30 protein-coding genes and 1 pseudogene are annotated in these 25,274 nt (G+C 66.2%); 13 read left to right on the top strand and 18 right to left on the bottom strand.

Going from position 1 to position 25,274, the window contains the following annotated elements:
- Window positions 1–766 precede the first annotated feature (766 nt).
- The 5 genes from ACFQ4E_RS10110 to ACFQ4E_RS10090 all read right to left on the bottom strand — a co-directional run bounded on the left by ACFQ4E_RS10110 (window position 767) and on the right by ACFQ4E_RS10090 (window position 5,765).
- Window positions 767–1,549: an SDR family oxidoreductase gene (locus ACFQ4E_RS10110; protein WP_386803153.1), complete on the bottom strand. Its 783-nt coding sequence runs from the start codon at window positions 1,547–1,549 to the stop codon at window positions 767–769.
- A gap of 17 nt (window positions 1,550–1,566) precedes the next feature.
- Window positions 1,567–2,526: a calcium/sodium antiporter gene (locus ACFQ4E_RS10105; RefSeq protein WP_386803152.1), complete on the bottom strand. Its 960-nt coding sequence runs from the start codon at window positions 2,524–2,526 to the stop codon at window positions 1,567–1,569.
- On the bottom strand, window positions 2,526–2,690 hold the full coding sequence (locus tag ACFQ4E_RS10100; RefSeq protein WP_386803150.1) for a hypothetical protein: 165 nt from the start codon (window positions 2,688–2,690) through the stop codon (window positions 2,526–2,528). The genes ACFQ4E_RS10105 and ACFQ4E_RS10100 overlap by 1 nt, the downstream gene beginning before the upstream one ends.
- Window position 2,691: 1 nt before the next feature.
- Window positions 2,692–3,489: a S49 family peptidase gene (locus tag ACFQ4E_RS10095; RefSeq protein WP_386803148.1), complete on the bottom strand. Its 798-nt coding sequence runs from the start codon at window positions 3,487–3,489 to the stop codon at window positions 2,692–2,694.
- A gap of 86 nt (window positions 3,490–3,575) precedes the next feature.
- The gene (locus tag ACFQ4E_RS10090) at window positions 3,576–5,765 is read right to left on the bottom strand and encodes a primosomal protein N' (RefSeq protein WP_386803146.1); all 2,190 of its coding nucleotides are present in this window, start codon (window positions 5,763–5,765) and stop codon (window positions 3,576–3,578) included.
- A 104-nt stretch (window positions 5,766–5,869) separates the two neighbouring features.
- On the opposite strand from ACFQ4E_RS10090, the gene fsa reads away from it, so the two are divergent.
- Window positions 5,870–6,523 carry a fructose-6-phosphate aldolase gene (gene fsa, locus ACFQ4E_RS10085; RefSeq protein WP_386803144.1) on the top strand — a complete coding sequence of 218 codons (654 nt, stop codon included), beginning with the start codon at window positions 5,870–5,872 and terminating at the stop codon, window positions 6,521–6,523.
- Between the two features lie 88 nt (window positions 6,524–6,611).
- Here the strand turns inward: fsa and ispH are convergent, their stop codons facing one another.
- Window positions 6,612–7,562, bottom strand: a complete 951-nt coding sequence (ispH, locus tag ACFQ4E_RS10080) for a 4-hydroxy-3-methylbut-2-enyl diphosphate reductase (protein ID WP_386803142.1) — start codon at window positions 7,560–7,562, stop codon at window positions 6,612–6,614.
- 134 nt (window positions 7,563–7,696) lie between these two features.
- On the opposite strand from ispH, the gene ACFQ4E_RS10075 reads away from it, so the two are divergent.
- The gene (locus ACFQ4E_RS10075) at window positions 7,697–8,143 is read left to right on the top strand and encodes a c-type cytochrome (protein ID WP_386803140.1); all 447 of its coding nucleotides are present in this window, start codon (window positions 7,697–7,699) and stop codon (window positions 8,141–8,143) included.
- Here ACFQ4E_RS10075 and ACFQ4E_RS10070 read toward each other — a convergent pair.
- Both ACFQ4E_RS10070 and ACFQ4E_RS10065 read right to left on the bottom strand, forming a co-directional pair.
- On the bottom strand, window positions 8,140–8,577 hold the full coding sequence (locus ACFQ4E_RS10070; RefSeq protein WP_386803138.1) for a YqaA family protein: 438 nt from the start codon (window positions 8,575–8,577) through the stop codon (window positions 8,140–8,142). The two genes, ACFQ4E_RS10075 and ACFQ4E_RS10070, sit on opposite strands and share 4 nt — an antisense overlap.
- Window positions 8,578–8,604: 27 nt before the next feature.
- The gene (locus ACFQ4E_RS10065) at window positions 8,605–9,192 is read right to left on the bottom strand and encodes a LabA-like NYN domain-containing protein (protein WP_386803136.1); all 588 of its coding nucleotides are present in this window, start codon (window positions 9,190–9,192) and stop codon (window positions 8,605–8,607) included.
- Between the two features lie 109 nt (window positions 9,193–9,301).
- Here ACFQ4E_RS10065 and folK point away from each other — a divergent pair, with 109 nt between their 5' ends.
- The 10 genes and pseudogenes from folK to ACFQ4E_RS10015 all read left to right on the top strand — a co-directional run bounded on the left by folK (window position 9,302) and on the right by ACFQ4E_RS10015 (window position 17,817).
- On the top strand, window positions 9,302–9,901 hold the full coding sequence (folK, locus tag ACFQ4E_RS10060; protein ID WP_386803134.1) for a 2-amino-4-hydroxy-6-hydroxymethyldihydropteridine diphosphokinase: 600 nt from the start codon (window positions 9,302–9,304) through the stop codon (window positions 9,899–9,901).
- A gap of 81 nt (window positions 9,902–9,982) precedes the next feature.
- Window positions 9,983–10,336: a DNA-directed RNA polymerase subunit omega gene (gene rpoZ / locus ACFQ4E_RS10055; RefSeq protein WP_386803132.1), complete on the top strand. Its 354-nt coding sequence runs from the start codon at window positions 9,983–9,985 to the stop codon at window positions 10,334–10,336.
- A 36-nt stretch (window positions 10,337–10,372) separates the two neighbouring features.
- Window positions 10,373–12,517: a RelA/SpoT family protein gene (locus ACFQ4E_RS10050; RefSeq protein ID WP_386803130.1), complete on the top strand. Its 2,145-nt coding sequence runs from the start codon at window positions 10,373–10,375 to the stop codon at window positions 12,515–12,517.
- A 21-nt stretch (window positions 12,518–12,538) separates the two neighbouring features.
- A complete protein-coding gene (locus ACFQ4E_RS10045; protein WP_386803128.1) occupies window positions 12,539–13,192 on the top strand; it encodes a DUF2062 domain-containing protein in 654 nt (217 codons plus the stop codon).
- A 32-nt stretch (window positions 13,193–13,224) separates the two neighbouring features.
- The gene (locus ACFQ4E_RS10040) at window positions 13,225–13,974 is read left to right on the top strand and encodes a pyridoxine 5'-phosphate synthase (protein WP_386803126.1); all 750 of its coding nucleotides are present in this window, start codon (window positions 13,225–13,227) and stop codon (window positions 13,972–13,974) included.
- On the top strand, window positions 13,971–14,429 hold the full coding sequence (locus ACFQ4E_RS10035) for a hypothetical protein (RefSeq protein ID WP_386803124.1): 459 nt from the start codon (window positions 13,971–13,973) through the stop codon (window positions 14,427–14,429). Before ACFQ4E_RS10040 ends, ACFQ4E_RS10035 begins: the two co-directional genes overlap by 4 nt.
- Window positions 14,426–14,878 carry a nucleoside deaminase gene (locus ACFQ4E_RS10030; protein ID WP_386803122.1) on the top strand — a complete coding sequence of 151 codons (453 nt, stop codon included), beginning with the start codon at window positions 14,426–14,428 and terminating at the stop codon, window positions 14,876–14,878. The genes ACFQ4E_RS10035 and ACFQ4E_RS10030 overlap by 4 nt, the downstream gene beginning before the upstream one ends.
- Window positions 14,875–15,288, top strand: a complete 414-nt coding sequence (gene acpS, locus ACFQ4E_RS10025) for a holo-ACP synthase (RefSeq protein ID WP_386803120.1) — start codon at window positions 14,875–14,877, stop codon at window positions 15,286–15,288. The genes ACFQ4E_RS10030 and acpS overlap by 4 nt, the downstream gene beginning before the upstream one ends.
- A 284-nt stretch (window positions 15,289–15,572) precedes the next feature.
- Window positions 15,573–16,529, top strand: a pseudogene (locus ACFQ4E_RS10020) (IS1595 family transposase).
- Between the two features lie 556 nt (window positions 16,530–17,085).
- Window positions 17,086–17,817, top strand: a complete 732-nt coding sequence (locus tag ACFQ4E_RS10015; RefSeq protein WP_386803118.1) for a hypothetical protein — start codon at window positions 17,086–17,088, stop codon at window positions 17,815–17,817.
- A 215-nt stretch (window positions 17,818–18,032) separates the two neighbouring features.
- Here ACFQ4E_RS10015 and ACFQ4E_RS10010 read toward each other — a convergent pair whose 3' ends face one another.
- From ACFQ4E_RS10010 to recO, 5 genes are all read right to left on the bottom strand, one after another.
- The gene (locus ACFQ4E_RS10010; protein ID WP_386803116.1) at window positions 18,033–18,359 is read right to left on the bottom strand and encodes a hypothetical protein; all 327 of its coding nucleotides are present in this window, start codon (window positions 18,357–18,359) and stop codon (window positions 18,033–18,035) included.
- Window positions 18,360–18,705: 346 nt separating this feature from the next.
- Complete coding sequence (locus tag ACFQ4E_RS10005) at window positions 18,706–19,143, bottom strand: molybdenum cofactor biosynthesis protein MoaE (RefSeq protein ID WP_386803114.1); 438 nt, start codon at window positions 19,141–19,143, stop codon at window positions 18,706–18,708.
- Complete coding sequence (moaD, locus tag ACFQ4E_RS10000; RefSeq protein WP_386803250.1) at window positions 19,143–19,391, bottom strand: molybdopterin converting factor subunit 1; 249 nt, start codon at window positions 19,389–19,391, stop codon at window positions 19,143–19,145. Before moaD ends, ACFQ4E_RS10005 begins: the two co-directional genes overlap by 1 nt.
- A complete protein-coding gene (pgsA, locus tag ACFQ4E_RS09995; RefSeq protein WP_386803112.1) occupies window positions 19,388–20,053 on the bottom strand; it encodes a CDP-diacylglycerol--glycerol-3-phosphate 3-phosphatidyltransferase in 666 nt (221 codons plus the stop codon). The genes moaD and pgsA overlap by 4 nt, the downstream gene beginning before the upstream one ends.
- 44 nt (window positions 20,054–20,097) lie before the next feature.
- Window positions 20,098–20,832, bottom strand: a complete 735-nt coding sequence (gene recO / locus ACFQ4E_RS09990) for a DNA repair protein RecO (protein ID WP_386803110.1) — start codon at window positions 20,830–20,832, stop codon at window positions 20,098–20,100.
- 119 nt (window positions 20,833–20,951) lie between these two features.
- Here recO and ACFQ4E_RS09985 point away from each other — a divergent pair, with 119 nt between their 5' ends.
- Window positions 20,952–21,593, top strand: coding sequence for a Pr6Pr family membrane protein (locus ACFQ4E_RS09985; RefSeq protein WP_386803108.1), 642 nt, complete (start codon window positions 20,952–20,954; stop codon window positions 21,591–21,593).
- Here ACFQ4E_RS09985 and ACFQ4E_RS09980 read toward each other — a convergent pair.
- The 5 genes from ACFQ4E_RS09980 to lepB form a co-directional block, all read right to left on the bottom strand.
- Window positions 21,535–21,870 carry a DUF1491 family protein gene (locus tag ACFQ4E_RS09980; protein WP_386803106.1) on the bottom strand — a complete coding sequence of 112 codons (336 nt, stop codon included), beginning with the start codon at window positions 21,868–21,870 and terminating at the stop codon, window positions 21,535–21,537. The genes ACFQ4E_RS09985 and ACFQ4E_RS09980 overlap by 59 nt on opposite strands.
- Window positions 21,863–22,774, bottom strand: coding sequence for a GTPase Era (gene era / locus ACFQ4E_RS09975; protein WP_386803104.1), 912 nt, complete (start codon window positions 22,772–22,774; stop codon window positions 21,863–21,865). Before era ends, ACFQ4E_RS09980 begins: the two co-directional genes overlap by 8 nt.
- Window positions 22,775–22,848: 74 nt before the next feature.
- Window positions 22,849–23,709: a DMT family transporter gene (locus tag ACFQ4E_RS09970; RefSeq protein ID WP_386803102.1), complete on the bottom strand. Its 861-nt coding sequence runs from the start codon at window positions 23,707–23,709 to the stop codon at window positions 22,849–22,851.
- On the bottom strand, window positions 23,706–24,392 hold the full coding sequence (rnc, locus tag ACFQ4E_RS09965) for a ribonuclease III (RefSeq protein WP_386803100.1): 687 nt from the start codon (window positions 24,390–24,392) through the stop codon (window positions 23,706–23,708). The genes ACFQ4E_RS09970 and rnc overlap by 4 nt, the downstream gene beginning before the upstream one ends.
- On the bottom strand, window positions 24,389–25,228 hold the full coding sequence (gene lepB / locus ACFQ4E_RS09960; RefSeq protein WP_386803098.1) for a signal peptidase I: 840 nt from the start codon (window positions 25,226–25,228) through the stop codon (window positions 24,389–24,391). The genes rnc and lepB overlap by 4 nt, the downstream gene beginning before the upstream one ends.
- Window positions 25,229–25,274 lie beyond the last annotated feature (46 nt).

Here is a 25,274-nt window from a genome sequence, read left to right as displayed (position 1 = left end):
AAAGCTGCGGACGAAATCCGTCACGGGTAAGATTTTCTCATTCAATATAGGGACTTCGCGCGAAAATCCGACACCCCATCATTTTTGCAAGTCGCTATTTTCATTGGGAAAAAATTTCATGCAGATCTCTGAATGTTCCACTCGTGCGATTGGGCCGACCCGAAAGGCCCTTGTTCGGGACGGTGCGTAAGTCCGACACGTCCCATCGCGAGAGCCGCTCAACGCCGTCGCCCCGATAGGGAGAACCGATTCGCTCCATGCGAATCATGAAGCGTACCAGGGCTCTCCGCGCTGCCCCGATCAGCGGTCGTGTTCAAGTTCAAAGGCATCCACGGTTCCTGTGGATAAAGCTGCGGGCAAATTCCAAACTTTCCGGAATTTTCCTTTGAATATGACAACTTCGTAAATTTGCTTTATTTTTGGGCGGATTTTTAACGCCCTGTAATTATTGATAAAAAAAGGCCTTAGGCGCAGCTTTAGGCCATCCGAACGGATAGGATGACGCTAGGTGAACACGCGCGACACGCGGTGGACAATCCGATTTTGGAGAGTGAACGCGCACATGGCCCAACCCGGTTCGAGACCGGAGGAGCCTGTTGCACTGCCGCGCGATGCGATTTGATGCCTGCGACACGATGAAGAGTGATTCGCGCCAATCTGTCGCAGGTCCGGACATAAAGCCTGTCGGGCCCGCGTCTTCAAGTCCGGGATACGCCGCAACGCCGACATGGCAGACGGGACTGTGGCCCAAGGGCCACGCAGACCGTCACTCGACGCCCTGAACGTCCGGCGTCTGCCAGGCCAGATGCTGGCCGCCATCAATGCACAGAAGCTGGCCCGTGACCGAGGGCGCATCCAGGAAATAGCCGAGCGCGCCGGTGATGTCCTCGGGATTGGCCCCGCGCGAGAGCGTCGTGGCCTCGCGCTGGCGGGCGAAATGCTGTTCGGACTGGCGCTCGCCCTGCAGCGTCGGGCCGGGACCGATGCCGTTCACCCGCACCCGCGGGGCCAGCGCCATCGCCGTGGTGCGGGTCATCGCCCAGAGGCCCATCTTGGCGATGGTATAGGTCATGAAATGCGGCGTCAGCTTGCGCACCCGCTGGTCGATCATATTGACCACCAGCCCCTGCGCGACCGGCTCTCCGTTGGCGTCCTCGACCGGCTCGGGCACCTGCTCTGCGAGCTTCTGCGTCAGGACGAAGGGGGCGCGCAGGTTGCTTTCGAGATGCCGGTCCCAGCTCTCGCGCGTGGCGCTCGACACGTCGTCATAGTCGAAGATCGAGGCGTTGTTCACCAGGACCGAGATCGGACCACCCAGGGCTTCGGAGGCGCGCCCGATGAGGCCCTGCACCGCGTCTTCGTCCAGAAGGTTGGCGCCGACCGCCGCGGCGTTGCGGCCTTCGCCGCGCAGGATCCCCGCGACCTCTTCGGCGGCGTCGTCCGAGCTGTTGTAATGAACCGCCACGTCATAGCCGCGCCGCCCGAGGTAAAGCGCCATGGCACGGCCCAGCCGCTTTCCGGCACCGGTGACAAGGGCTCTTCGGCTCATGAGGACGCTCCTGCGGATCAGATCAACACGGTGACGACATAGCCCACATAGAGCGCCGACAAGATCACGCCCCAGGTCCGGCCGATGTCCTTGCGCAGGAAGACGAACGGGATGAGCAGGAGCGACGCGCCCAGCATCACCCAGAGGTCGAAGGTCAGGAATCCGCGGTCGACCTCCATCGGCGCGATCAGCGACGCGATGCCGATAATGGCCAGGAGGTTGAACATGTTGGAGCCGATGACATTGCCCAGCGCCACATCCGCCTGCCGCCGGATCGCGGCGGCCACGGTCGTCGCCAGTTCCGGCAGCGAGGTGCCGATCGCCACGAGCGTGAGGCCGATCACCGTGTCGCTGACCCCGAAGCGCTGCGCGATCTCGGTGGCGCTGTCGACCAGGAGGTCGGCTCCGAGCGGAAGGCCCGCGAGGCCAAGCACCAGGTAGAGCGCGATTTTCCAGCCGCTCATCTCGGGATCGGCGCCCTCGACCTCTTCCTCGTCCTCGGCGGCCAGCGCCGCCGCCTTGGCGCCCTTGCGGTGGCTCCGGGCATCGCGGATCGCGTCGATGAGCGCGACGGTCAGGATCGTCAGCAGGATCAGGCCGGAGAGCCAGTCGAAGACCCCCCGAAAGGCGAGGCCGATGAAGACGAACGTGCCCGCGAGCATCACCAGATAGCTCTTGCGGGTGTCGTATTCCGAGGTGTGCATCACCGCGATCAGCGCCGGGATGCCCAGGACCAGAAGCACGTTCGCGGTGTTCGATCCGACGACATTGCCGAGCGCGATGCCCGGCACATCGTCGAGCGCGGCCTTGATGGAGATCAGGAGTTCCGGCGCCGAGGTGCCGAAGGCGACGACCGTCAGGCTCACGATCAGGGCGGGAATGCCGATCCTGAGCGCGAGGTTCACCGCGCCCTTGACCAGCGCGTCACCGGCCAGGAGCAGGATGACGAGACCCAGGACCGCGGTCAGCCAGACCATCAGCCCTTGCCTCCGCAGGGGCACGGGCCCTTGCCGATGCGGTGACGCCCGCAGGCGGGACATTTGGTCTGGGCCAGTCCCGGCAGCTTGGGCATGCGCAGTTTTCCGAACATGCCGAGCACGCCCATGAAGATCAGGAACAGAAGGACGATCTTGACGATCACGTCAGAGGCCAAAGCGCGCGAAACCCGCGCGCTCCTCGATCTCGCCCAGCCCGTCGCGCAACAGCGTCGCGCCGAAGCGGCCCAGGAGAGGCTTCCGGCGCTCGTAGCGGCGGAAGCGCACCTTGTCGCCGAAGCGCTCTTTCATCACCGGCACCAGATGGCCGATCCCGTCGGCCAGGCCGATGGCGACCGCGCCCGCGCCGATCCAGACCTCGCCGGTGAAGAGATCGTCGGTCTCGGCGAGCTTGGCGCCGCGGCGGTCCTTCACATGGGCGATGAAGCCGTCATGGAGCTGCGAGAGGATCCGGTTCAGGCGCTCGACATCCTCTTCCTTCTCGGGCTGGAACGGGTCGAGCATGGATTTCGACTGGCCCGCCGTGTGCACGCGCCGCTCGAGCCCCTGCCGCTGCAGGAAGACATGCGCACCGAACCCCGCCGAGATCACCCCGATCGAGCCCAGGATCGAGCTCTGGTCGGCATAGATCTCGTCGGCGGCGCTGGCGATCCAGTAGCCGCCCGAGGCCGCGACATCCTCGACGAAGGCGAAGACCGGCACGTTCTTCTCAGCGGCGAGGCGGCGGATGCGCGATCCGATCAGCGCCGATTGCACCGGCGAGCCGCCCGGAGAGTTGATCTCGAGCGCGACGGCGGCGGGCTTGCCGCGCGAGAACGCCTTGTCCAGCACCTCGGCGACCGAGCGGTCGGAGAGGCTGCCGCGCCCGCCCGACGAGATCATGCCCTGCAGGCGCACCACGGCCACGACGGGGTCGTGCTTGATGAAGGGGATGAAGCGTTTCATTGTCGCCGATGTAGCCTCGGGTCCGGCGACAAACAAGGCAGGGGCCGAGAAACCCGCCCCGAGACCCGGTTCCGGCGAGCGGCGCGTCAGAAGAAGCTTTGCGGATCTATGTCGATGGCGCGGCGCAACTGGCCGCGCAGGGGGAAGCGCGCGGCCCATTCTGCGAGCGCGCTCTGCAGCGCGACGCCCTTCGGCGCCTTCACCAGAAGCCGGACGCGGTGGCGGCCCCGGACCCGCGCGATGGGCGCGGGGGCCGGTCCGAAGACCTGCGCGCCGAGCGCGCGGAGCGGGCCGTCGCCCCGGGCCATTGCGTTGCCGAGATCGAAGACCTCCTGCACATCGGTGCTCGACAGGATCACCCCGGCCATGCGCCCGTAGGGCGGCATGCCGGCCTGCCGACGGGCGTCTGCCTCGGCGCGCCAGAAGCCCTCTTCATCGCCCGAGAGGATCGCGCGGATCACCGGGTGCTCGGGCTGGAAGGTCTGCATCAAGGCCTCGCCGGGCTTCTCGGCCCGACCGGCGCGGCCCGCGACCTGCCGCATCAGCTGGAACGTGTGCTCGGCGGCGCGCAGGTCCGACCCCTGCAGCCCGAGATCCGCGTCGATCACGCCGACCAGCGTCAGGAGCGGGAAGTTGTGCCCCTTGGCGACGAGCTGCGTGCCGATCACGATATCGGCGGCCCCCTCCGCGATGGCCCCGATCTCGGCCTTGAGCGCCCGCGCCGAGCCGTAGAGATCCGAGGACAGGACCGCGATCCGGGCATCGGGGAACAGACCGCGCGCTTCCTCGGCCAGGCGTTCGACGCCCGGGCCGACGGCGGCGAGCTTGCCCTCGACCTCGCAGGAGGGGCAGGTCTCGGGCACGGGGCGCGTCTCGCCGCATTGGTGGCAGACGAGCCGCTTGAGGAACCGGTGCTCGACCATGCGCGCGTCGCAGTGCTGGCAGCCGATCTGGTGCCCGCAGGCGCGGCAGATGGTGACCGGCGCGTATCCGCGACGGTTGAGAAAGAGAAGCGCCTGCTCGCCGCGTTCCATCCGCACTCTGACCGCCCCGGCAAGCCGTGGCGAGATCCAGCGCGAGCCGGGCAGATCCTCGGCGCGCATGTCGATGGCGCGCATCTCGGGCATCACCGCCGCGCCGAAGCGGGCGGTCAGGTCGAGCCGGTCGTATTTGCCCGCATCCGCGTTGGCCCAGCTCTCGAGGCTCGGCGTGGCCGAGGCGAGGATCACGCGCGCGTCCAGGATCGAGGCGCGCAGCACCGCCATGTCGCGGGCATTGTAGAGCACGCCCTCTTCCTGCTTGTAGGAGCCGTCATGTTCCTCGTCGACGACGATGAGACCGAGCCGTTCGAAGGGCAGGAACAGCGCCGAGCGGGCGCCCACGACAAGCTGCGCGCCGCCCTCTCCGACCATGCGCCAGACGCGGCGGCGCTCGGTCACGGTCACGCCGGAATGCCACTCGGCGGGGCGCGCGCCGAAGCGGGCCTCGACGCGGGTCAGGAAATCGGCCGAGAGCGCGATCTCGGGCAGAAGCACCAGCGCCTGCCGTCCCTTGCGCAGGCATTCGGCGACCGCTTCGAGATAGACCTCGGTCTTGCCCGAGCCGGTCACGCCTTTCAGAAGCGTGGTGCCGTAGCCGCCCTCGCGCAGACCGGCGACGAGCTTCGCGGCGGCGGCGCCCTGGTCCTCGGTCAGGTCCTTTGCGCCGTGATCGGGATCGAGCCGCGGGAAGGGGGTGTCGCGCGGGCTGTCCTCTTCGCGCACCACGCCCTGCTTGACGAGCCCCTTCACGACCGAGGAGGTGACGCCCGCGGCCTCGGAAAGCTCGCCCAGCGTCAGCGCGAGCCCGCCCATCTCGTCGAGCACCTGCAGGACCCGCCGCCGCGCGTCGGTCTCGCGGTCGGGCTGGCCCTCGCCCCGGCGGTAGATCTTTCGCGTTGCGGGCGCATCGCCGAGGCCCGGCGTCCGGGTCGCGAGACGCAGCATCTGCGAGAGCGGCGTCAGCGTGTACTCCCCGGCGCGGGCCAGAAAGACACGCATCTCCTCGCGCATCGGGCGCGCGTCGAGAACCCGCGTGACGGGGCGCAGCTTCTCGAGCGGGTAGCCGCCCTCGCCCGCGTCCCAGACCACGCCCAGGACCTTGCGCGGCCCGAGCGGGACCTCGACGAAATCGCCCAGCGCGCATCCGCCTTCGGGCGCGCGGTAATCCAGCACGCGATCCAGCGGCTGGGCGGTCAGGATTCCAACCCGCTCTCCATTTTCGAAAAACCGCTCCATCAGGCTCCGCCCGTTAGCGCCAACCCAAGGCCCTTTTGACCCGGCTCCGCATGGGGTATGACACGGGTCAGCAAATGCCAAGCAAGGCCCAAGGGAGGTTTGCCATGAAATTCTTCGTCGACACCGCCGACATCGAGGCGATCCGGGAACTGAACGATCTCGGGATGGTGGACGGGGTCACCACGAACCCCTCCCTGATCAAGAAATCCGGCCGCGATATCCTCGAAGTGACCAAGGAAATCTGCGAAATGGTCGACGGTCCGGTCTCGGCCGAGGTCGTCGCGCTCGCGGCGGAGGACATGATCACGGAAGGCCGCAAACTTCTGGAGATCGCCGACAACATCGCCGTCAAGGTGCCGCTGACCTGGGACGGTCTCCGGGCCTGCAAGGTGCTGACCAGCGAAGGCTACATGGTCAACGTCACACTCTGCTTCACCGCCAACCAGGCGATTCTCGCCGCGAAGGCGGGCGCGACCTTCATCTCGCCCTTCATCGGGCGCCTCGACGACCTGAACATCGACGGTCTCGACCTGATCTCGGACATCCGCGAGATCTACGACAATTACGGCTACGAGACGCAGCTTCTCGCCGCGTCGATCCGCTCGGCCAACCACATGTCGGAATGCGCCAAGATCGGCGCCGATGTCTGCACCGCGCCGCCGAACGTGATCAAGGCGATGGCCAACCACGTGCTGACCGACAAGGGTCTCGACCAGTTCGTGAAGGACGCGCAGGACGCGGGCATCAAGATCGTCTGATCGCGGGTCGCAGGCAAAACTTTATCTAAAGTTTTGCAGACCGCGCCGGACCCGGGAGCTGGGCCTGAAAAATCTTAGTTAAGATTTTTCAGGCCGGTTCGCGCAGCACCCGCGGCACCTTGAATTCGATGTGCTCCTCGGCGGTGACGACCTTGTTCACCGTGACCTCGTAGCGGTCGCGGAAGGCGTCGATCACCTCCTCGATCAGCACTTCGGGCGCGGAGGCCCCCGCGGTCAGGCCAACCGAGGCGATCCCGTCGAGCGCGCGCCAGTCGATATCCGCCGCGCGCTGCACGAGCTGCGCGTAGGGGCAGCCCGCCTTCGCCGCGACCTCGACCAGCCGCTTGGAGTTCGAGGAGTTCGGCGCTCCCACCACCAGAAGCGCATCGCACTCCGGCGCCATCGCCTTGACCGCTTCCTGCCGGTTGGTCGTGGCGTAGCAGATATCTTCCTTGTGCGGTCCCACGATCTTGGGGAAGCGCGCTTTCAGCGCGGCGACGATCTCGGCGGTGTCGTCGAGCGACAGCGTCGTCTGGGTGACAAAGGCCAGCCGTTCGGGATCGCGCACCGACACGGTCGCGACATCCGCGACGGTCTCGACCAGCAGCACCTCGCCCTCGGGCAGCTGGCCCATCGTGCCGACCGTCTCGGGGTGGCCGGCATGGCCGATCATGATCATCTGGAGGCCGTTCTCGTGATGCCGCGCGGCCTCGATATGGACCTTGGAGACCAGCGGGCAGGTCGCGTCGACATAGAGCATCTCGCGCCGCGCCGCCTCGGCCGGGACCGCCTTGGGCACGCCATGCGCCGAGAAGATCACCGGCCGATCCTCGGGGCAGTCGTCGAGATGCTCGACGAAGACCGCGCCCTTGTCGCGCAGCCCGTCGACGACGAAGCGGTTGTGCACGATCTCGTGGCGGACATAGACCGGCGCGCCCCATTTCTCGAGCGCCATCTCGACGATCTTGATCGCCCGGTCCACGCCCGCGCAGAAGCCGCGCGGCGCGGCGAGGTGAAGGGTCAGGGGCGGTTTGCTCATCGGTGGCTCTCCTTTCGCCCAGAGCTATGCGAAGCGTCGCGGGGAATCCAGCCTCCGGCCCGCTCACACCAGGGTGACTTGCCAGCCCCGGCCTTTTCGCCTTGATCTTGGGGCATTCCTGTTCGGAGACCCCCATGGCGCCTTCCCTGCCCACCCTCGTATCGACGCTGGCCCTCGCGGTGACCCTGGCGGCCCCGGAGCGGGCCCGCGCCGAGGCGCTCTTTCCCTATACCGAGCCTGAGCGGGTCGCGGCGGGCGAGGCGCTTTATGCCGAGCATTGCGCGGCGTGCCACGGCGCCGATCTCGAGGGGCAGCCGAACTGGATGGAGCAGGATGCCGAGGGCTATCTGCCCGCCCCGCCCCATGACGAGACTGGCCATACCTGGCACCACCCGGACCGCCTGCTCTTCGACATCGTGAGTCAGGGGACCGAGGCGCTGGTCGGCGGCGAGTACCGCTCGCGCATGGCGGGCTATGGCGACGTCCTGACCGAGCAGGAGATCATCGACGTCATGGCCTTCATCAAGAGCACCTGGTCCGAACCGATCCAGCGCCGCCACGACGCGATCAACGGCGGCTAGGCCGCCGCCGCGTTCGTCACCCAGGCGAGAACGATGTAGCGGCCGGTCTTGGCCAGCGTGACCAGCGCCACGAAGAGCCAGGCGGGACAGCGCATGATCCCGGCGATGACGGTGAAGGCGTCTCCGAACGGGGCCCAGCTGAGCAGAAGCGTCCAGACGCCCCAGCGCGCATACCAGCCCTGGGCGCGTTCAAGATGCGCGTCCGAGACCGGGAACCAGCGACGCCCGCGGAAATGTTCGGCGAACATCCCGAGCACGTAGTTCACGACCGCGCCGAGAATGTTCCCGGCGCTCGCCACCAGGACGATCACCCAGATCGGCGCCGCCTCCTTCAGCTGCAACGCGACGAAGACGACCTCGGATTGGAACGGCAGGATGGTCGCCGCACCGAAGGCGGCGGCGAACAGTCCAACAAGCGCGGCGACATCCTGCATCCCTGGCGTCGTGTCGCGCGTGCCGGATCAGCTGTTCGAGCTGGCGACTTCCAGATTCCGCCCGCTCCCGCCGGTGCCCTGCTGATCGCGCGGAGGGCGGCCGATGGTTTCGCGCAGATCGTCGAGCTCGATGAAGTTATCGGCCTGGCGGCGCAGTTCATCGGCGATCATCGGCGGCTGCGAGCGAATGGTCGAGACGACCGACACCCGAACGCCCTGACGCTGGAGGCTTTCGACCAGGGGCCGGAAATCGCCATCGCCGGAGAAGAGCACGATATGATCGACACGCGGCGCCAATTCCATGGCGTCGACCGTCAGCTCGATATCCATGTTGCCCTTGACCTTACGTCGGCCCTGGCTGTCGGTGTATTCCTTGGCCGGCTTGGTCACCATGGTGAAGCCGTTGTAGTGCAGCCAATCAACCAGAGGACGAATCGGTGAGTAGTCGTCGTTCTCGAGCAGGGCCGTGTAGTAGAAGGCTCGGAGCATCTTGCCGCGGCGCACAAACTCCTGTCTTAGAAGCTTGTAATCGATATCGAATCCCAGCGCTTTCGCAGCTGCATAAAGGTTCGACCCATCGATGAACAACGCCAATCGCTCATCTTTGTAAAACATCAAATTTCCTTCCGACAATTGAAGGGGCGTCACATGCCAGTGTTCGAATATTATCGACGCCGTTGGTGAAGTAATTATTCAAAACATCAGACGGATCAAGACGTGGACCTTGTCGCAAAAGGATAGAACCATTCCATATTTCGGGCAACACTCGATCATCGCGCTGGGATCAAACATGGCTCTCGGAGACGTGTCTCCGATCGGGATTCTCGGCGCGGCCATTCGCGAACTCGGGCACGAGGGATTGCGGCTGCGTCGCCTCAGCCGCTTCTATTCCACCCCCTGTTTTCCGCCCGGCGCGGGTCCGGATTACGTCAATGCCGCCGCGCTTATCGCCCCCGAGAGAGACGGATACACGCCTGAGGAGATCCTCGCCGCGCTCCATCGGATCGAGGCGCGCTTCGAGCGCAGGCGCGAGCGGCGATGGGCGTCGCGCACGCTCGACCTGGACCTGATCGCCGCCGGAGACGCCGTCCGCCCGGACCGCGCCACCTGGGAGGACTGGCGCGACCTAACGCTCGGTGAGCAGCAGCGTCTCGCGCCGGGCGAGCTGATCCTGCCGCATCCGCGGCTGGCCGACCGCGCCTTCGTCCTGGTGCCGCTTGCCGACATCGCGCCCGGCTGGCGCCACCCCGTCACGGACCTGAGCGTGACCGAGATGCTGGCCGCGCTCGGACCCGGTGCGCGGGCGGAGATCACGCCGTTTTAACCGGAAAGGCGGCTTGTCAAGACATTTCATTCGGGTTAGGGGTGCCACTTCTGACGACAGACCGATTGACTGGAGACATCCATGGCCCGCGTGACGGTAGAAGATTGCGTCGACAAGGTCCCGAACCGCTTCGAGCTGGTGATGCTCGCCGCGCATCGCGCCCGCGAGATCTCTTCCGGCGGTGCGCTCACCGTCGACCGGGACAACGACAAGAACCCCGTCGTTGCCCTGCGCGAGATCGCCGAGGAGACCCAATCGGCCGACGAGCTGCGTGAGCGGCTGATCGAGTCGAACCAGACCCAGATCGAGGTCGACGAGCCCGAGGACGACGCCATGGCGCTCCTGATGGGCTCCGAGCCCGACAAGCCTCAGGACGACGACATGTCCGAGGAGAAGCTCCTGCGCGCGCTCATGGAGGCGCAGGGCGAAGGCTGAAACACGCCCCCCGGGGCCGTTTGGGAACTGTAGTGGATGATCGCGGCCGAAGACCTCATCGCGCTTGTCCGCAACTACAACCCCAAGACCAATGAGACGCTGATCCGCGCGGCCTATGATTACGGCCGCGCGATGCATGAGGGGCAGGTGCGCCGCTCGGGCGAGCCCTATTTCACGCATCCGGTCGCCGTCGCGGCGATCCTGACCGAGCAGCAGCTCGACGATGCCACCATCGTCACCGCGCTCCTGCACGACACCATCGAAGACACCAAGTCGACCTATGCCGAGATCTCCAAGCGCTTCGGCGAGGAGATCGCACTTCTGGTCGACGGCGTCACCAAGCTGACCAACCTCCAGCTCTCCTCGACCGAGACCAAGCAGGCCGAGAACTTCCGCAAGCTCTTCATGGCGATGTCGCGGGACCTGCGGGTGATCCTCGTGAAGCTCGCCGACCGTCTGCACAACATGCGCACCATCAAGGCGATGGCGCATGAGAAGCAGGTCCAGAAGGCGCGCGAGACGATGGACATCTACGCGCCGCTGGCGGGCCGGATGGGCATGCAGTGGATGCGCGAGGAGCTCGAGGACCTCGCCTTCCGCGTCCTCAATCCCGAGGCCCGCGCCTCGATCATCCGCCGCTTCATCACGCTCCAGCGCGAGACCGGTGACGTGATCCACCGGATCACCTCGGACATGCGCATCGAGCTCGACAAGATGAAGATCGAGGCGGATGTCTTCGGGCGCGCCAAGAAGCCCTATTCGATCTGGCGCAAGATGCAGGAAAAGGAGATGGGCTTCTCGCGCCTCTCCGACATCTACGGCTTCCGCGTCATCACCCGCTCCGAATCCGACTGTTACGCCGCGCTCGGCGCCATCCACCGCCGCTGGCGCGCGGTGCCGGGCCGGTTCAAGGACTATATCAGCCAGCCCAAGTCGAACGGCTACCGCTCGATCCACACCACCGTCTCGGGCCGCGACGGCAAGCGTGTCGAAGTGCAGATCCGCACCCGCCAGATGCACGAGGTCGCCGAGACCGGCGTCGCGGCGCACTGGTCCTATCGCGACGGCGTGCGTGCCCAGAACCCCTTTGCGGTCGATCCGGCGCGCTGGATCGCGTCGCTGACCGAACAGTTCGACGCCGAAGAGGATCACGACGCCTTCATGGAGGCGGTGAAGCTCGAGATGTATTCCGACCAGGTCTTTTGCTTCACGCCCAAGGGCGACGTGGTGCGGATGCCCAAGGGCGCGACGCCGCTCGATTTCGCCTATGCGATCCACACCCGGATCGGCGCGGGCTGCGTCGGCGCCAAGGTCGACGGGCTGCGCGTGCCGCTCTGGACCCGGCTCAAGAACGGGCAGTCGGTCGAGATCATCACCGCCGAGGGCCAGACCCCGCAGGCGACCTGGCTCGACATCGCCACGACCGGCAAGGCCAAGTCCGCGATCCGCCGCTCCCTGCGCGAAGCCAACCGCGAGCGCTACATCAAGCTCGGGCGCGAGCTGGCCCGCTCGGCCTTCGAGCATGTCGGCAAGAAGGCCTCCGACAAGGTGCTCGACACCGCCGCGCGGACGCTCCGGCTCGACGACGCCGACACGCTGCTGGCACGGCTCGGCTCAGCCGAGATCACCGCCCGCGATGTCGTGGAGGCGGTCTATCCGGACCTCGCCCCGCGCAAGCAGACCGGCGTCGAGCCCAGCCGCGCGGTGATCGGCCTCGAGCCCGACCAGGGTTTCGAGCGCGCCTCCTGCTGCCAGCCGCTCCCCGGCGAGCGCATCGTCGGCATCGTCCGGCGCGGCCAGGGCGTGATCGTCCACGCCATCGATTGCGCGCGCCTCGCCGATGTCGAGAACGAGCCGGATCGCTGGATCGACCTGCATTGGGCCTCGGGCGACCACGCGCCGATCTACCCCGTCAGCCTCGAATTGACGATCGGCAATGACGCTGGCGTGTTGGGACGGATTTGCACATTGATCGGCGAACAGAACGCCAATATCTCAGACCTGCAGTTCATCGACCGGAAACCGGACTTTTATCGCCTCACGATCGACATAGCCCTGAGCGATGCTGAGCACCTTCATTCGGTGATGTCCGCGCTCGAAGCCGAAAGCGATGTCGCCGCCGTGGTTCGCGTCCGAGACCGCGACCATGAACAGGATCGACCGCGCAACGCGGCGGAGTGACGGGACGAAAGGGAGCGGGACTTGGTCTTCAAGCGCCGCGACAGGCAGCCGATCTGGAAGCGCATGCTCCGCGCGCTCTGGCCCAAGGGCGGCTGGGGCCGCGCCGCGCGCTATGTCCAGCATCGCCTGCACCGGCTTCCAGACCCGCCCGAGCGGATCGCTCGCGGCATCTTCGCCGGGGTCTTCACCACCTTCACCCCTTTCTACGGCCTGCATTTCGTCATCGCGGGCCTCCTGGCGCTGGTCCTGCGCGGCAACGTCCTCGCGGCGCTTCTGGCGACCTTCTTCGGCAACCCGCTGACCTATCTGCCCATCGGCATGGTGTCGCTCCAGACCGGCTACTGGCTCCTTGGCGTCGATCGCGACCCCGAGACCCATCACGGCCTCGCCCGCGCCTTCTCGCAGGCGGGCCACGATCTTTGGGAGAACATCGCGGCGCTCTTCACCCGCGCCGAGGCCGACTGGACCGGGCTGTCGATCTTCTACCAGGAGGTCTTCTACCCCTATCTCGTGGGCGGCATCCTGCCCGGCATCATCACCGCGCTCGTCTGCTACTACCTGTCCGTGCCGCTGATCCGCGCCTATCAGAACCGCCGCCGCGGCATCCTCAAGGCCAAGTTCGCCGCCTTGAAAGCCAAGAAGAAACAGGCTGACGGCGGCTCCGCCGCGGATTAGGTATCGACCAGCACCACCCGGAGGATCGCCCCGTGACCGCATCCGAGAAATTGCGCCTCGGCGTCAATATCGACCATGTCGCCACCGTCCGGAACGCGCGCGGCTCGGCCTATCCCGATCCCGTGCGCGCCGCGCTCCAGGCCGAACAGGCCGGGGCCGACGGCATCACCGCGCATCTGCGCGAGGATCGCCGCCACATCCGCGACAGCGATATCGACGCGCTGACCGAGGCGCTGTCGGTGCCGCTCAATTTCGAGATGGCCGCGACCGACGAGATGCAGGAGATCGCGCTGCGCTACCGCCCGCACGCCGTCTGCATCGTCCCCGAGAAGCGCGAGGAGCGCACCACCGAGGGCGGTCTCGAGGTCGCGAAGGACGAGAACCGCCTCGCGCATTTCATCGCGCCCTTGCGCGACGCGGGCTGCCGGGTCTCGATCTTCATCGCCGCCGACCGCCCGCAGATCGAAGCCGCGCGCCGCATCGGTGCGGCGGTCGTCGAGCTGCATACCGGCGCCTATTGCGACTTCCACGCCGAGGGCCGCTTCGACGCGCGCGACGCCGAGCTCGAGCGGCTGCGCGAGATGTCGGCCTTCGCCCATGAGCTCGGTCTCGAGGTCCATGCCGGGCACGGGCTGACCTATGACACGGTCGGCCCGATCGCCGCGTTCCCCGAGCTGCGCGAGCTGAATATCGGGCATTTCCTGATCGGCGAGGCGATCTTCCGCGGCCTCGACGCCTCCATCGCCGAGATGCGCCGGGTGATGGACGCGGCGCGCGGATGAGGCGCGCGGTCCTCCTCCACGCGCTCCTGCCGCTGGCGCTTGCCGCCGCGCCCGCCTCAGCCGCGAGCCTGCGCAGCTGCGACACGTTCGAGGCCGGCGCGCAGTTCCTGATCCTGCCCGCGGACGAGGGCGTGCGAAGTTACGCCAACGGCGCGATCAGCCTCCTCCATCTCGACACCGATGGCGAACCGGCCTGCTGCTCCTCGCATCTTCTTGTCCGCCATCCCGACCCCTCCGCGCCCTTCCAGGCCTGCACGCTGATCTCGCATGAGGGCGAGATGGGATTCCAATGGCTGTTCCTCTCCGAGGCCGAGGCCCGCTACGACCCCGCCACCGGGCTCAGCGTCGGGAGCCCTGCATTTCTCTACGGCGAGACCGCCCCCCGCCCCGCCCGCCTGACGATCACCGTGAACCAGGCGCAAGGCACGGTCCGCGCCGAGAACGCGCTCCGATGATCGAGCCCACCGCCGCAGAGACCCACGCGCTCGAGGCCGTCATCGACCTCGCGCTGGCGCGCCACCAGGAGACGGGCGGCGTGGTCTTCACCGCCGCCGTCCTGCAGGGCGACCGCATTCTCGCGCTCGAGGCCAACGAGGTCTCGACCACCTGCGACCCGTCGCGCCACGCCGAGATCGTCGCCATCGCCCGCGCCGCGGAGGCCCGGGGCGACACCGATCTCTCAGGCGCGACGCTCATCGCCTCCATGCAGCCCTGCGAGATGTGCCTCGCGGCGATGCGCTGGGCCGGGATCGACCGGCTCCTCTTCGCCATGACCCAGGACGAAGCCCCTGCCTTCTTCCAGTTCCCGGCCTTCTCGATCGCGGATTTCGCCGCCGCCTCCAAAGAGCCCTTCCACTGGCGCGGCGGGCTCGGGCAGGAGCGCGTCCGGGAGATCTACAGGTGATCCTCGGCATCGGCACCGATCTCTGCAATATCGAGCGGATCGAGCGCACGCTGGCGCGGTTCGGCGACCGCTTCCGCAACCGGGTCTTCACCGAGACCGAACAGCGCAAGGCCGAGGCCCGCGCCGACACGCCCGGCACCTATGCCAAACGCTGGGCCGCCAAGGAGGCCTGCTCCAAGGCGCTCGGCACCGGCCTCAGGATGGGCATCGCCTGGAAGGACATGGCCGTCTCGAATCTGCGGACCGGGCAGCCGGTAATGCAGGTGACCGGCTGGGCCGCCGAGAGGCTGGCCGCGATGACACCGCCGGGTCACGAGGCGATCATCCACGTCACGCTCACCGACGATCACCCCTGGGCGCAGGCCTTCGTGGTGATCGAAGCGCGCCCCCTGACCCCCACCTCCGCCTGAGCCGACCGACGCCGCTCAAGCGCCGCCCGCCCCAGGCTTCATCTGTCCAGAAATATTCCTCGGGGGGTCTGGGGGACAGACAGCCCCCCAGCGCGCGCCACAGGCACCGTCGCCAACCAGCGACGCGCGACCAGCGCCCCCCAGCCTCTGCCTCCGCCTGAGCCGACCGGCGCCGCTCAAGCGCCGCCCGCCCCAGGCTTCATCTGTCCAAAAATAGGCGATTGTATATTTGACAAACCCAAGCGGGATTCCTATATTTAAGTCATAGAGTTGAGGAACCCGCCATGTCTGTCCTATCCGCCCCCTACATGCACGATGAAGCCGCAGCGTTTGCGCACGTTGAGAGCATCATCTGGCAGGACGGTCCGGTGTGCCCGCACTGCGGCGTCGTGGACTGCGCTTATCGCCTGACGGGCGTTCGCACCAAGCCGAGCAAGAAGCACCCGGAAGGCAAAGAGCGCCACGGCCTGTGGAAGTGCCGCGAGTGCCGCAAGCAGTTCACGGTTCGCAAGGGCACGATCTTCGAGGAAAGCCACATTGAAATGCACCTGTGGCTACAGGCGATCCACCTCATGGTTTCCAGCAAGAAGGGCATCAGCAGCCACCAGCTGCACCGCGTTCTCGGCATCACCTACAAGAGCGCCTGGTTTCTGACCCATCGCATCCGTGAGTGCATGCGCTCCGGCGCGCTGGCCCCGTTTGGCTCTGGTGGCGGCACCGTCGAAGTGGACGAGACTTTCATCGGCACGGCCTAAAAGAAGCCCGCTAAGGCCCGTGGTGGCGCGCACAAGAACAAGATGCTGACGCTCGTAGATCGCACTACCGGCACCGCCAAGAGCATCATTGTGGACGACCTCAAGAAGTCTACGCTGGTGCCGATCCTGCGCGAGAATATCGCCGCAGAGGCGCACGTTATGACCGACGAGGCGCTCCAGTATCGCACTCTTGCCGACGACTTTGCAGGCCACGGTTGGACGAACCACAGCGCAGGCGAGTATGTGAACCTTGAGAACCGCGCGATCCACACCAACACGGTCGAGGGCTTCTACAGCATTTTCAAGCGCGGCATGAAGGGCGTGTACCAGCGCTGTGACAAGCAACATCTGCACCGCTACGCTGCCGAGTTTGACTTCCGTTACAACAACCGCATGGCGAACGGTGTGGATGATGCGGAGCGAGGCGCGATTGCGCTGCGTGGTGTGGTCGGGAAGCGGCTGACCTACGCAAGGCCTGATTGCTAAGTAGACTGCGTTAAAATGACTCTTTATCAGTGAGTTATGTCAGTCAGCGAAAAACAGCTTGAGGATGTAGACGCCTACCTGTCCAGCACCGATAAGGAACTGGAGTGGCCGCAGCCTGAGTGGGTGAATACTGGGCGTGATGACTTCCAGTGCACTTGGGGAATTGTGGAGAGTGGCGAGGTTCAGAGGTCTTATCTCAAGCTGCGCATACCCGCAGCGAGCTTTGAGAATCCGTCCGTCGGGTTGATTTTCCGTGGTAATCCTGTGGCACGCCTAGACCGCGCAAAAGACTCGCAGTGCGAGGGCAACCCTCCCTACGCCACCAGACTTGGCTTGCCTTATCAAGTTTGCGGTCCGCACGTTCACGCGTGGGAGCACAACCGCCAGCACGTGGCAATGTCAGGGCTCTGGGAGCTGCCCGCCCGAGCCCCCGTGACGGACAATATGTCCCGACTAAACCAGATGTTTTTCTGGTTTTGCGATCATATTTCGCTTAAGATTCCAACAGATTGCAGGCAGCTTCACCTGCCGGATCGCGGGCTTTTCGGAGACCCAAATGCTTGATTGTCATGAAATAACAAGCGCTCTGGGCGAGTTTGGTCTTTGCGAAAAAACTGAACGCGGCACACGTGTTACCACCCATTGCCTTTATCCATCATTCGAGCCTGTCAGCGTTATGGTGGTGTCGGGGAAGGTTGGCTTTGAGGTCCACGACAACGCTGGCGCTGTGACCTCTGCTTGGCTCCACGGTCGGGATCGGGCGGCTATCGGTAAGATACTCGCAAAGTCAGCCCGCACCTATGGCTGCGACTTCGAGAAGGATGTTATCTCGTGTCGAGCCTTCGAGGTTCGCGGCCTTTATGGAGCCATCCTCTCTGTCGCGAATGCGTCGGCAGACGCTGCACGAGCCGCTTTAGGAAAAGAAACAGTTCAAAGTGAAGAGAGTCTTGTGGCTCGAACTCATGCAGTCTTAGAGCGATCGCATCAGAATTTAAAACTGCGCAAAGGTTTCGATTACCCCGGCCAAAGCGGGAAGCATTACAAATTTGACATCGCGGCATTTCGAGAAGATGAATTGGCGTTGTTTGAAGCCGTGTTACCGCACCCATACTCTATCGCTTCGAAATACCTGGCATTCTCAGATACAGAAACACGTCCGGGCCTTTACAAGTATGCCGTGTATGACCAAGCGCTACCATCAGAAGATCGCGCGCTTATTTCCAATGTCGCCGATCTCGTTTCCTACAACTCTTTTGTAAAGACGGGCGGAAATGTCATCTTCACCTAAATCCCAGATTGAACGCTTCAGGGAAGCCGCCCGCCAGCTAGAGGCGGACGACGACGAAGAACGGTTTAATCAGAAGCTGCGGAAGCTGTCGAAGCAGAAGCCAAGCGAGAAGGCCAAAGACAATGGTTCTGACTAGATCAAAGCGCCTTCGGCTTGCCGTGGTAATGCAGGCAGCTCGTCTGCTGCGAGTGCCGGTCTGCCTGCACCAAGAGTTCTTATCCAAGGAGCGTCCGCCGGACGTTGCTCTGAGACAGCACGCTGGCGAGAGTGGCCGGATACTTCACTTCGCCCCTCGTGGCGAAGATACCAGTCGAAGCGTTAACAACTAGCAGCGTGTCTAATAGCGACATTTCCGAGCCCAGGTAGATTGCACCAGCCAGTTGCTCTGCTGTCTTCGACGACCTGATTATGATGAGCGACGTGGTTTCTTCCCAAGCTAAGCCGTCTTCGGCCTCGAACTTGACCCTTTCAACGAGAGAGTTGTAACGGTTCAGGTAGGTTGAGTTGTTCGCAATGCGAAACGATATCATGTAAGAAGCCATTCTGGCGTCCTTTCGCTTGATGCGACGGACCGCCTTGACTTGCTGGAGTCCTCCCAGTTAGGATTCCCCTACCTTATCCAGCTATCCGCAGCGGCCCGTCTCAAAGGGTTGCGGAGATCGGAAAGTTAGCGCCGCCTTGGTTCCCGCCTCGGCGGCGCATCCGTTTCCAAACGTCGCCGTTAGTCTCGATTCGTTCTTGTGTCGAGTCAAGCGCCAGGCACAAGATATATGATATCTGGTTACGGGTTTGTCAAATATACAATCGCCCAAAAATATTCCTCGGGGGGCTGGGGGGCAGACAGCCCCCCAGCGCGGGCCAAACAGACCGACATCGGAAACGGAGGCGCTACCAGCGCCCGAGCGCCGCCTCGTCCTCGTCCTTGGCCGCGACCCAGCTCTCGCCATCGGCGCCGCGTTCCTTCTTCCAGAAGGGCGCCCGCGACTTGAGGTAGTCCATAAGGAACTCCGCCGCCTCGAAGGCGTCGCGCCGGTGCGGCGCGGCGGTGGCGACCATCATGATCCGCTCGCCGGGCCGGAGCGGGCCGTAGCGGTGGATCACCAGAACGTCGCCCAGCGACCAGCGCGTCTGGGCCTCGCGCGCAATGGTCTCGAGCGCGCGTTCGGTCATGCCGGGGTAATGCTCGATCTCCATCACCTCGAGATCGCCGTCGCCGCGCACCTGGCCCGCGAAGGTGACCACCGCGCCGATATCGCCGCGCCCCGCGGCGAAGCGGTCGCATTCCGCGCCGAAATCGAACGGCGCCTCCTGCACGACGATCCGCATTAGCCGCCGGTCATCGGCGGGAAGAACGCGACCTCGCGCGCGCCCGCGAGGGGCGCGTCGAAATCGGTCAGTTCCTGATCGACCGCGACCCGCACCGCGGCGAGATCGGAAAACGCCAACGCGTAACGCTCCTCGCGCGCGCGCAGCTCCTCGACCAGTTCGGCGACCGTCTGGGCTTGGGTCTCGATCCGCTCCTTGGGCAGTCCGATCCGCTCGCGCAGCCAGGCGAAATAGAGCACGTCCATCAGCGCGTCTCCCGCAGGTAGGGCATGGCCTTGGCGAAGTAATCCCAGCCGGTGATCAGCGTCAGGGCCGCCGCGACCCAGAGAAGCGCGATGCCGAGATGCCCGGCCCAGACCATCCCGGCCTCCTTCCAGCGCAGCCCCTCGGGGTCCGGCGCCGAGCCGTTCAGGACCGCGCCGACGCTCTCGGGCGTCATGCCGAGAACCGAGAGACCGAGGTAATGCTCGAAGACGCCCTGCGCGAAGAGCACCGCGATGGCGACCATCTGCAGCGTCGTCTTCCACTTCGCCAGTTTCGTCACCTTGAGCGTGCCCGCGGTGTCGCCGAGATACTCCCGGAGACCCGAGACGAAGACCTCGCGGAAAAGGATGACCGTCGCGGGCAGCACGAGCCAAGGTGACATCGAGGAATAGCCGACGATCACCATCAGCGCGATCACCACCATCGCCTTGTCGGCGATCGGATCGAGCATGGCGCCCATCTTGCTTTCCTGCCCCCAGGAGCGCGCCAGATAGCCGTCGAACCAGTCGGTGACAGCGGCGGCGATGAAGAGCATCAGCGCGAACCAGTCCGCGAAGGGGCGGGTGAAGTAGAGAAACATCACCGCCACGCCGGGAGCGGCGAGCAGACGCAGGACAGTGAGGATATTCGGCAGGTTCCAACGCATGGGACCTACCTATCCCTTAACCCCGGCAAGCGAAAGACGCCGTGTCATCCCTGCGCCGCCCGCCGCGCGAGACGGTCGAGAAACTGCGCACGCGCGCTCGGCAGGGGCCGGGAGCCGAGCGACGGGGCGAGATGGTGCTCGAGGAAATGGCCGGTGGTTCCAAGCGCCGTCAGGACCTCGGCATCCTCTCCCGGCCCGGCGCCCAGCATCACTTCGGGGAGCGGCAGGAGCCGCGACGCCCATTCGCCCGCGCCACGCTCCGACACGGCGCGCCCGGTCTTGGGCGAGACGTAGGCGAGCGCGTTGGCCTGCCCCGTGACCGCGCAGGCGCGCAGGTCGAGCCCGAAGCCCAGATCGTCCAGCAGCGCCATCTCCCAGCGCAGATAGGCGAGCGGCCAGATCTCGTGCCGGTCGAGCAGATCGAGAAGCGTCCGGGTGCGTTCGTAGAGATCGGGCGCGGCCTCGCGCTCCGGCAGCGCGAAGGCCAGGAGCGTCACCACCGCGTTCAGCCCTGCAAGCGACACCCGGTCTGCCATTGCCGCCGCGGCGCGCGAGCGCTTGAGCTCGATCGTGTAGCTGCCCAGGTGATCCTCGAGCCGCGCGCGCCAACTGAGGTCCAGCTCGGCGCCCGGCTGAAGCACCGGTGCGATGCGGCGGCTGGTGGCGCCGCGCACAACGCCCGCATGGCGACCGCGGGTCTCGGTGAAGACCTCGAGGATCGCCGAGGTCTCGCCGTGGCGTCTTGTGCTCAGAAGGATGCCGGTGTCGCGCCACTCCATGGCCGCGACTATCCTCCGCCGCCCTGCCCTGCACAAGCCGGAGGCGGCGCGCCGCCACGCGCGAGACTGTGAACGCCCCGAGCCTTGCCGCACGCGCCCCGGATCGGCAGATCAGGCGCATGGTCACTCGTCACCGCTTCGCCGCGCTCCTTGTTGCGCTGATCGCCCTGGGCGCGCTCGCGCTGCAGCTCCATGTCGGGCTCGACCGCCGCCCGGGCCGCGCGGCGCTGGAGGAGCTCTGGCGGATGGGGCGCTACTTCACCAACCTGACCGCGCTGCTCGTGGGCCTGTCGCTTCTGATCGAGGCGGCGGGGCGCCGGTTGCCCGCGACCTGGATCGGCGGGCTGGTGCTCTGGGAGATCGTCGTCGCGCTGGTCTACCATGGCCTGCTGGCGCGCGATCTGGCCGGGCTTCGCGCCGTGGCCGACCAGCTTCTGCACAGCGCCGTCCCGGCGGTGGTCGCGCTTTACTGGCTGGCGATCCGGCATGTCCGGCTCGACTGGCGCGCCGCGCTCCTGTGGCTCGGCTGGCCTGCGCTTTACCTGCTCTACGCGATCGGACGCGGGCTTGCGGGCGACCGCTACCCGTATTTCTTCCTCGATCCGGTGCGGCAGGGCGGCTGGGATGGCGTCGCGCTCTGGATCCTGGGCCTCGGAACCGCGATCTGGCTTCTGGGGATCGGGCTCATCGCCCTGTCGCGGCTCAGCCCAGACCGTCCTCGGTCAGGCAATGGCGTCCCTGCCGATCCTCGACCTCGATGACCCAGAGATCGGGATCGTAGCCGCGCTGGCGCGCGATCGCCGCGTCGACCTCGGGTTCCGCCCCGTCGCAGAGCACCACCCAGGCACGCTCGCCGCTCATCAGGTCGAAGCTGCGCTCGAAGGCGCAGGCCTTGCCGTCGAGCGTCGAGAGCTTGACCAGGACCGCGCCGGCGGTGTCGTCGCCATGGGCCACGACGAAACAGGGGATGTCCCGAAGCGCCAGCCTGCGCCGGTAGGCGTCGACCCAGAAGCGCGCGGTGAGGCGTGGCTCAGCCATCGCCGTCGCGGAAATCGAGACCCATCTCGGAATAGCGCTCGGCCTCTTCCAGCCAGCGCTCGCGCACCTTCACCTGCAGGAAGAGATGCACCTTGCGGCCGAGAAACTCTTCGAGCTCCGCCCGCGAGGCCTGCCCCACGGCCTTGATCGTCTCGCCCTTGCGGCCAAGCACGATGCCCTTGTGGCCGTCGCGGCTGACATAGACGATCTGGTCGATCCGGGCCGAGCCGTCTTCGCGCTCTTCCCAGTTCTCGGTCTCGACTGTCAGCTGGTAGGGCAACTCCTGATGCAGGCGCAGGGTCAGCTTCTCGCGCGTCATCTCGGCGGCGATCATGCGCATCGGCAGATCGGCGATCTGGTCCTCGGGATAGAGCCACGGGCCCTCTGGCACCTCGCCCGCGAGCCAGCGCTTCAGGTCCTCGACGCCGTGGCCCTTCTCGGCGGAGATCATGAAGGTCCGCTCGAACCCGGGATAGGCCGTGTTCATCTCTTCCGAGAGCGCCAGCAGCTCTTCGGCCTTCACCCGGTCGATCTTGTTGATGGCGAGCGCCATGCGGCGGCCCTTGCCGATCTCGTTCAGCCGGTCGAGGATCGTGCGCACCCCGTCGGTGATGCCGCGATGCGCTTCGATCAGGAGCACCGTGATATCGGCATCCGCCGCCCCGCCCCAGGCCGCCGCGACCATCGCCCGGTCGAGACGGCGGCGCGGCTGGAAGAGCCCCGGCGTGTCGACGAAGACGATCTGGCTCTCGCCTTCGAGCGCGACGCCGCGGATGCGGGCGCGCGTGGTCTGCACCTTGTGGGTCACGATCGACACTTTCGCGCCGACCATGCGGTTCAGGAGCGTGGATTTGCCCGCATTGGGCTCTCCGATGAGGGCGACGAAGCCCGCGCGTTGGGTCATGGTGGTGCGATTCCCGGTCTCGAAGCCCCGTGCCTTACACCGCTCCCGCGCGCTTGGCCATGCCCCGGGCCGTCTCAGGCCCGGCCGCTGCGCCAGAGCGTGTAGACGCCCGACACGACGATCAGCGTCGCGCCCACGAGCATCAGACTATCGGGCCGCTCTCCGAAGAAGGCATAGGCGAAGACCAGCGCCACGAGGAGCCGCGAATAGCGGAACGGCGCGACGACCGAGACCTCGCCGCTGCGCATCGCGCGCGTCAGCGCGGTGTAGGCCAGAACGCCCGCCAGGGCGACGCCGCCGATCTTCATGAGTTGGAGCGGCGCGGGTGCGGCGGGCAGCGCGCCTTCGGAGACGAGGATCAGCAGCCCCGCCACGCTCACCACGCCGAAGCCCAGGACGCCGAGCTGCGCCGAGGAGATCTCGGGCGGGCTCGCCCGCGTCGCCAGGTCGCGCCCGGCAAAGCCGATCATCCCGAGGATCGGCAGGAGCGCCGCGATGCCGAGGCTGTCCGGCCCGGGTCTCAGGATCAGAAGGACGCCGCAGAACCCCACCGCCATGGCCGCCCAGCGCCGCGGGCCCACCTGTTCGCCCAGCGCCAGCGCCGCGCCGAGCGTCACGACCAGGGGCGTCGCCTGCAGGATCGCCGAGGTCGTGGCGAGCGGCGTGTAGGCGAGGCTCAGCGCGAAGAAGACCCGGCCCAGGATCTCGAAGCCGGTGCGGATCAAAAGCCAGCCGCGCAGGAAGGCGGGCGACCAGACCGGCCCCTTGCGGCGCGCCTGCACGAAGAAGGCCGTAAATCCCAGCAGCCCGAAGATCAGCGTTCCGAGGCCCGGAGACAGCCCCGCGCCGGTCGCCGATTTGAAGAGCGCGTCCTCGATCGCGAAGCCGATCATCGCGAGCACCATGAAGAGCGCCCCGCGAAGGTTGGCGCTCATGCGCCGCCCTCGACCCGATCCAGCAATTCACGCGCCGCCGCCTGTTCGGCCTGCCGCTTGGACCCGGCCTTCGCCGAGGCCGTTTCACCGGACGCGAGACGCGCCTCGATGGTGAAGACCGGCTGGTGATCGGGCCCGGAGCGGTCGGTCTGGATATAGGCGGGCGGTTCCTGCCCGCGCGCCTGCGCCCATTCCTGCAGCGCGGTCTTGGGGTCGCGCGCATCCTCGTCGACCGAGTCGATACGGCCGTTCCAGAGGCGCAGGATCATGTCCCGCGCCGCCTCGAACCCGGCATCGACATAGACCGCCGCGATCACCGCCTCCATCGCGTCGCCCAGAAGCGCCATCTTGCGCCGCCCGCCCGAGAGCCGCTCGGAGCGGCCGAGCTTCAGCGCCTCGCCGATGCCGATCTCGCGGGCGACCTCGGCGCAGGCCTCCTTGCGCACGAGCGCGTTGAAGCGCGGGGCAAGCTGGCCCTCGCTGGCGCTGCTGTCACGCTCGAGAAGCGCCTCGGCCATGACGAGGCCCAGGACGCGGTCGCCCAGGAACTCGAGCCGCTGGTTGTCGTCGCGATTGGGGCCGGAGATCGAGGCATGGGTGAGCGCGCGCCGCAAAAGCTCAGGCCGGTCGAACCGGTGCCCGAGCCGCTGTTCCAGCGCGGCAAGCTCCGCGCTGCGCTTCACTCGATGCCCTTGAAGAAGCGGTCGCTGCGCCAGGTCCAGAAGTAGAGCATCGAGCGGCCCGCCGAGGAGAACATGATCCGGTCCGCGCGGCCCACGAGGTTCTCGTAGGGCACGAAGCCTACGCCGCCCGCCACCGCGGGCACGCGGCTGTCCGAGGAATTGTCGCGGTTGTCGCCCATGAAGAAGTAATGCCCCTCGGGCACCGTGTAGACCGGCGTATTGTCGGAGCCCTGGTTGCCGATGTTCAGGATGTCGTGGCTGACACCGTTCGGCAGGGTCTCGATGAATTTCTCTTTCTCGCAGACCCCGCCATCGCCCACCGGGCCGTTGGCGCAGCGCGGGCGCAGGGCCTGCGGACCCTGCGGCTCGGCGGTCTCGGTGAAGGTGCCCGCGGGCTCGACCTCGACCGGCTCGTCATTGATGTAGAGAAGGCCCTGCTTGACCTGCACCCGGTCGCCCGGGAGGCCGATCAGGCGCTTGATGAAGTCGCGGCCCGTGGTCGGATGGCGGAACACCACCACGTCGCCCCGCTGCGGCTCGCCCGCGAAGAAGCGCGTGTTGTCGCCGTCGAGCCAGCCGCAGAGGTCGGAGGCGTCGATGTCGATGCCGATCTGCGGCAGGTAGACCGACGGGCAGGAAGCGTAGGAATAGCCATAGGCCATCTTGTTGACGAAGAGGAAATCGCCGATCAGCAGCGTGTCCTTCATCGAGCCCGAGGGAATCCAGAAGGGCTGGAAGAACAGCGTCCGGAACACGCCCGCGATCAGAAGCGCGTAGACGATGGTCTTGACGGTTTCCAGAATCCCGCCGCCGCTTTTCGCCTCGTCCTTGGCCATGATGCCCGTAATCCTGCCTGCCCTTGGTCTGCGCGCTTCTTGCGGG

Source organism: Litorisediminicola beolgyonensis, assembly GCF_042679605.1.
GTDB lineage: Bacteria > Pseudomonadota > Alphaproteobacteria > Rhodobacterales > Rhodobacteraceae > Litorisediminicola > Litorisediminicola beolgyonensis.
This window is presented reverse-complemented; position numbering and strand designations above follow the sequence as displayed.

Coding starts and splice junctions, on each gene's coding strand:
- ACFQ4E_RS10110 (WP_386803153.1), bottom strand. CDS start 1,549: ATGAGCCGAAGAGCCCTTGTCACCGGTGCCGGAAAGCGGCTGGGCCGT.
- ACFQ4E_RS10105 (WP_386803152.1), bottom strand. CDS start 2,526: ATGGTCTGGCTGACCGCGGTCCTGGGTCTCGTCATCCTGCTCCTGGCC.
- ACFQ4E_RS10095 (WP_386803148.1), bottom strand. CDS start 3,489: ATGAAACGCTTCATCCCCTTCATCAAGCACGACCCCGTCGTGGCCGTG.
- ACFQ4E_RS10090 (WP_386803146.1), bottom strand. CDS start 5,765: ATGGAGCGGTTTTTCGAAAATGGAGAGCGGGTTGGAATCCTGACCGCC.
- fsa (WP_386803144.1), top strand. CDS start 5,870: ATGAAATTCTTCGTCGACACCGCCGACATCGAGGCGATCCGGGAACTG.
- ispH (WP_386803142.1), bottom strand. CDS start 7,562: ATGAGCAAACCGCCCCTGACCCTTCACCTCGCCGCGCCGCGCGGCTTC.
- ACFQ4E_RS10075 (WP_386803140.1), top strand. CDS start 7,697: ATGGCGCCTTCCCTGCCCACCCTCGTATCGACGCTGGCCCTCGCGGTG.
- ACFQ4E_RS10070 (WP_386803138.1), bottom strand. CDS start 8,577: ATGCAGGATGTCGCCGCGCTTGTTGGACTGTTCGCCGCCGCCTTCGGT.
- ACFQ4E_RS10065 (WP_386803136.1), bottom strand. CDS start 9,192: ATGTTTTACAAAGATGAGCGATTGGCGTTGTTCATCGATGGGTCGAAC.
- rpoZ (WP_386803132.1), top strand. CDS start 9,983: ATGGCCCGCGTGACGGTAGAAGATTGCGTCGACAAGGTCCCGAACCGC.
- ACFQ4E_RS10050 (WP_386803130.1), top strand. CDS start 10,373: ATGATCGCGGCCGAAGACCTCATCGCGCTTGTCCGCAACTACAACCCC.
- ACFQ4E_RS10035 (WP_386803124.1), top strand. CDS start 13,971: ATGAGGCGCGCGGTCCTCCTCCACGCGCTCCTGCCGCTGGCGCTTGCC.
- ACFQ4E_RS10030 (WP_386803122.1), top strand. CDS start 14,426: ATGATCGAGCCCACCGCCGCAGAGACCCACGCGCTCGAGGCCGTCATC.
- ACFQ4E_RS10015 (WP_386803118.1), top strand. CDS start 17,086: ATGCTTGATTGTCATGAAATAACAAGCGCTCTGGGCGAGTTTGGTCTT.
- ACFQ4E_RS10010 (WP_386803116.1), bottom strand. CDS start 18,359: ATGGCTTCTTACATGATATCGTTTCGCATTGCGAACAACTCAACCTAC.
- ACFQ4E_RS10005 (WP_386803114.1), bottom strand. CDS start 19,143: ATGCGGATCGTCGTGCAGGAGGCGCCGTTCGATTTCGGCGCGGAATGC.
- pgsA (WP_386803112.1), bottom strand. CDS start 20,053: ATGCGTTGGAACCTGCCGAATATCCTCACTGTCCTGCGTCTGCTCGCC.
- recO (WP_386803110.1), bottom strand. CDS start 20,832: ATGGAGTGGCGCGACACCGGCATCCTTCTGAGCACAAGACGCCACGGC.
- ACFQ4E_RS09985 (WP_386803108.1), top strand. CDS start 20,952: ATGGTCACTCGTCACCGCTTCGCCGCGCTCCTTGTTGCGCTGATCGCC.
- ACFQ4E_RS09980 (WP_386803106.1), bottom strand. CDS start 21,870: ATGGCTGAGCCACGCCTCACCGCGCGCTTCTGGGTCGACGCCTACCGG.
- era (WP_386803104.1), bottom strand. CDS start 22,774: ATGACCCAACGCGCGGGCTTCGTCGCCCTCATCGGAGAGCCCAATGCG.
- ACFQ4E_RS09970 (WP_386803102.1), bottom strand. CDS start 23,709: ATGAGCGCCAACCTTCGCGGGGCGCTCTTCATGGTGCTCGCGATGATC.
- lepB (WP_386803098.1), bottom strand. CDS start 25,228: ATGGCCAAGGACGAGGCGAAAAGCGGCGGCGGGATTCTGGAAACCGTC.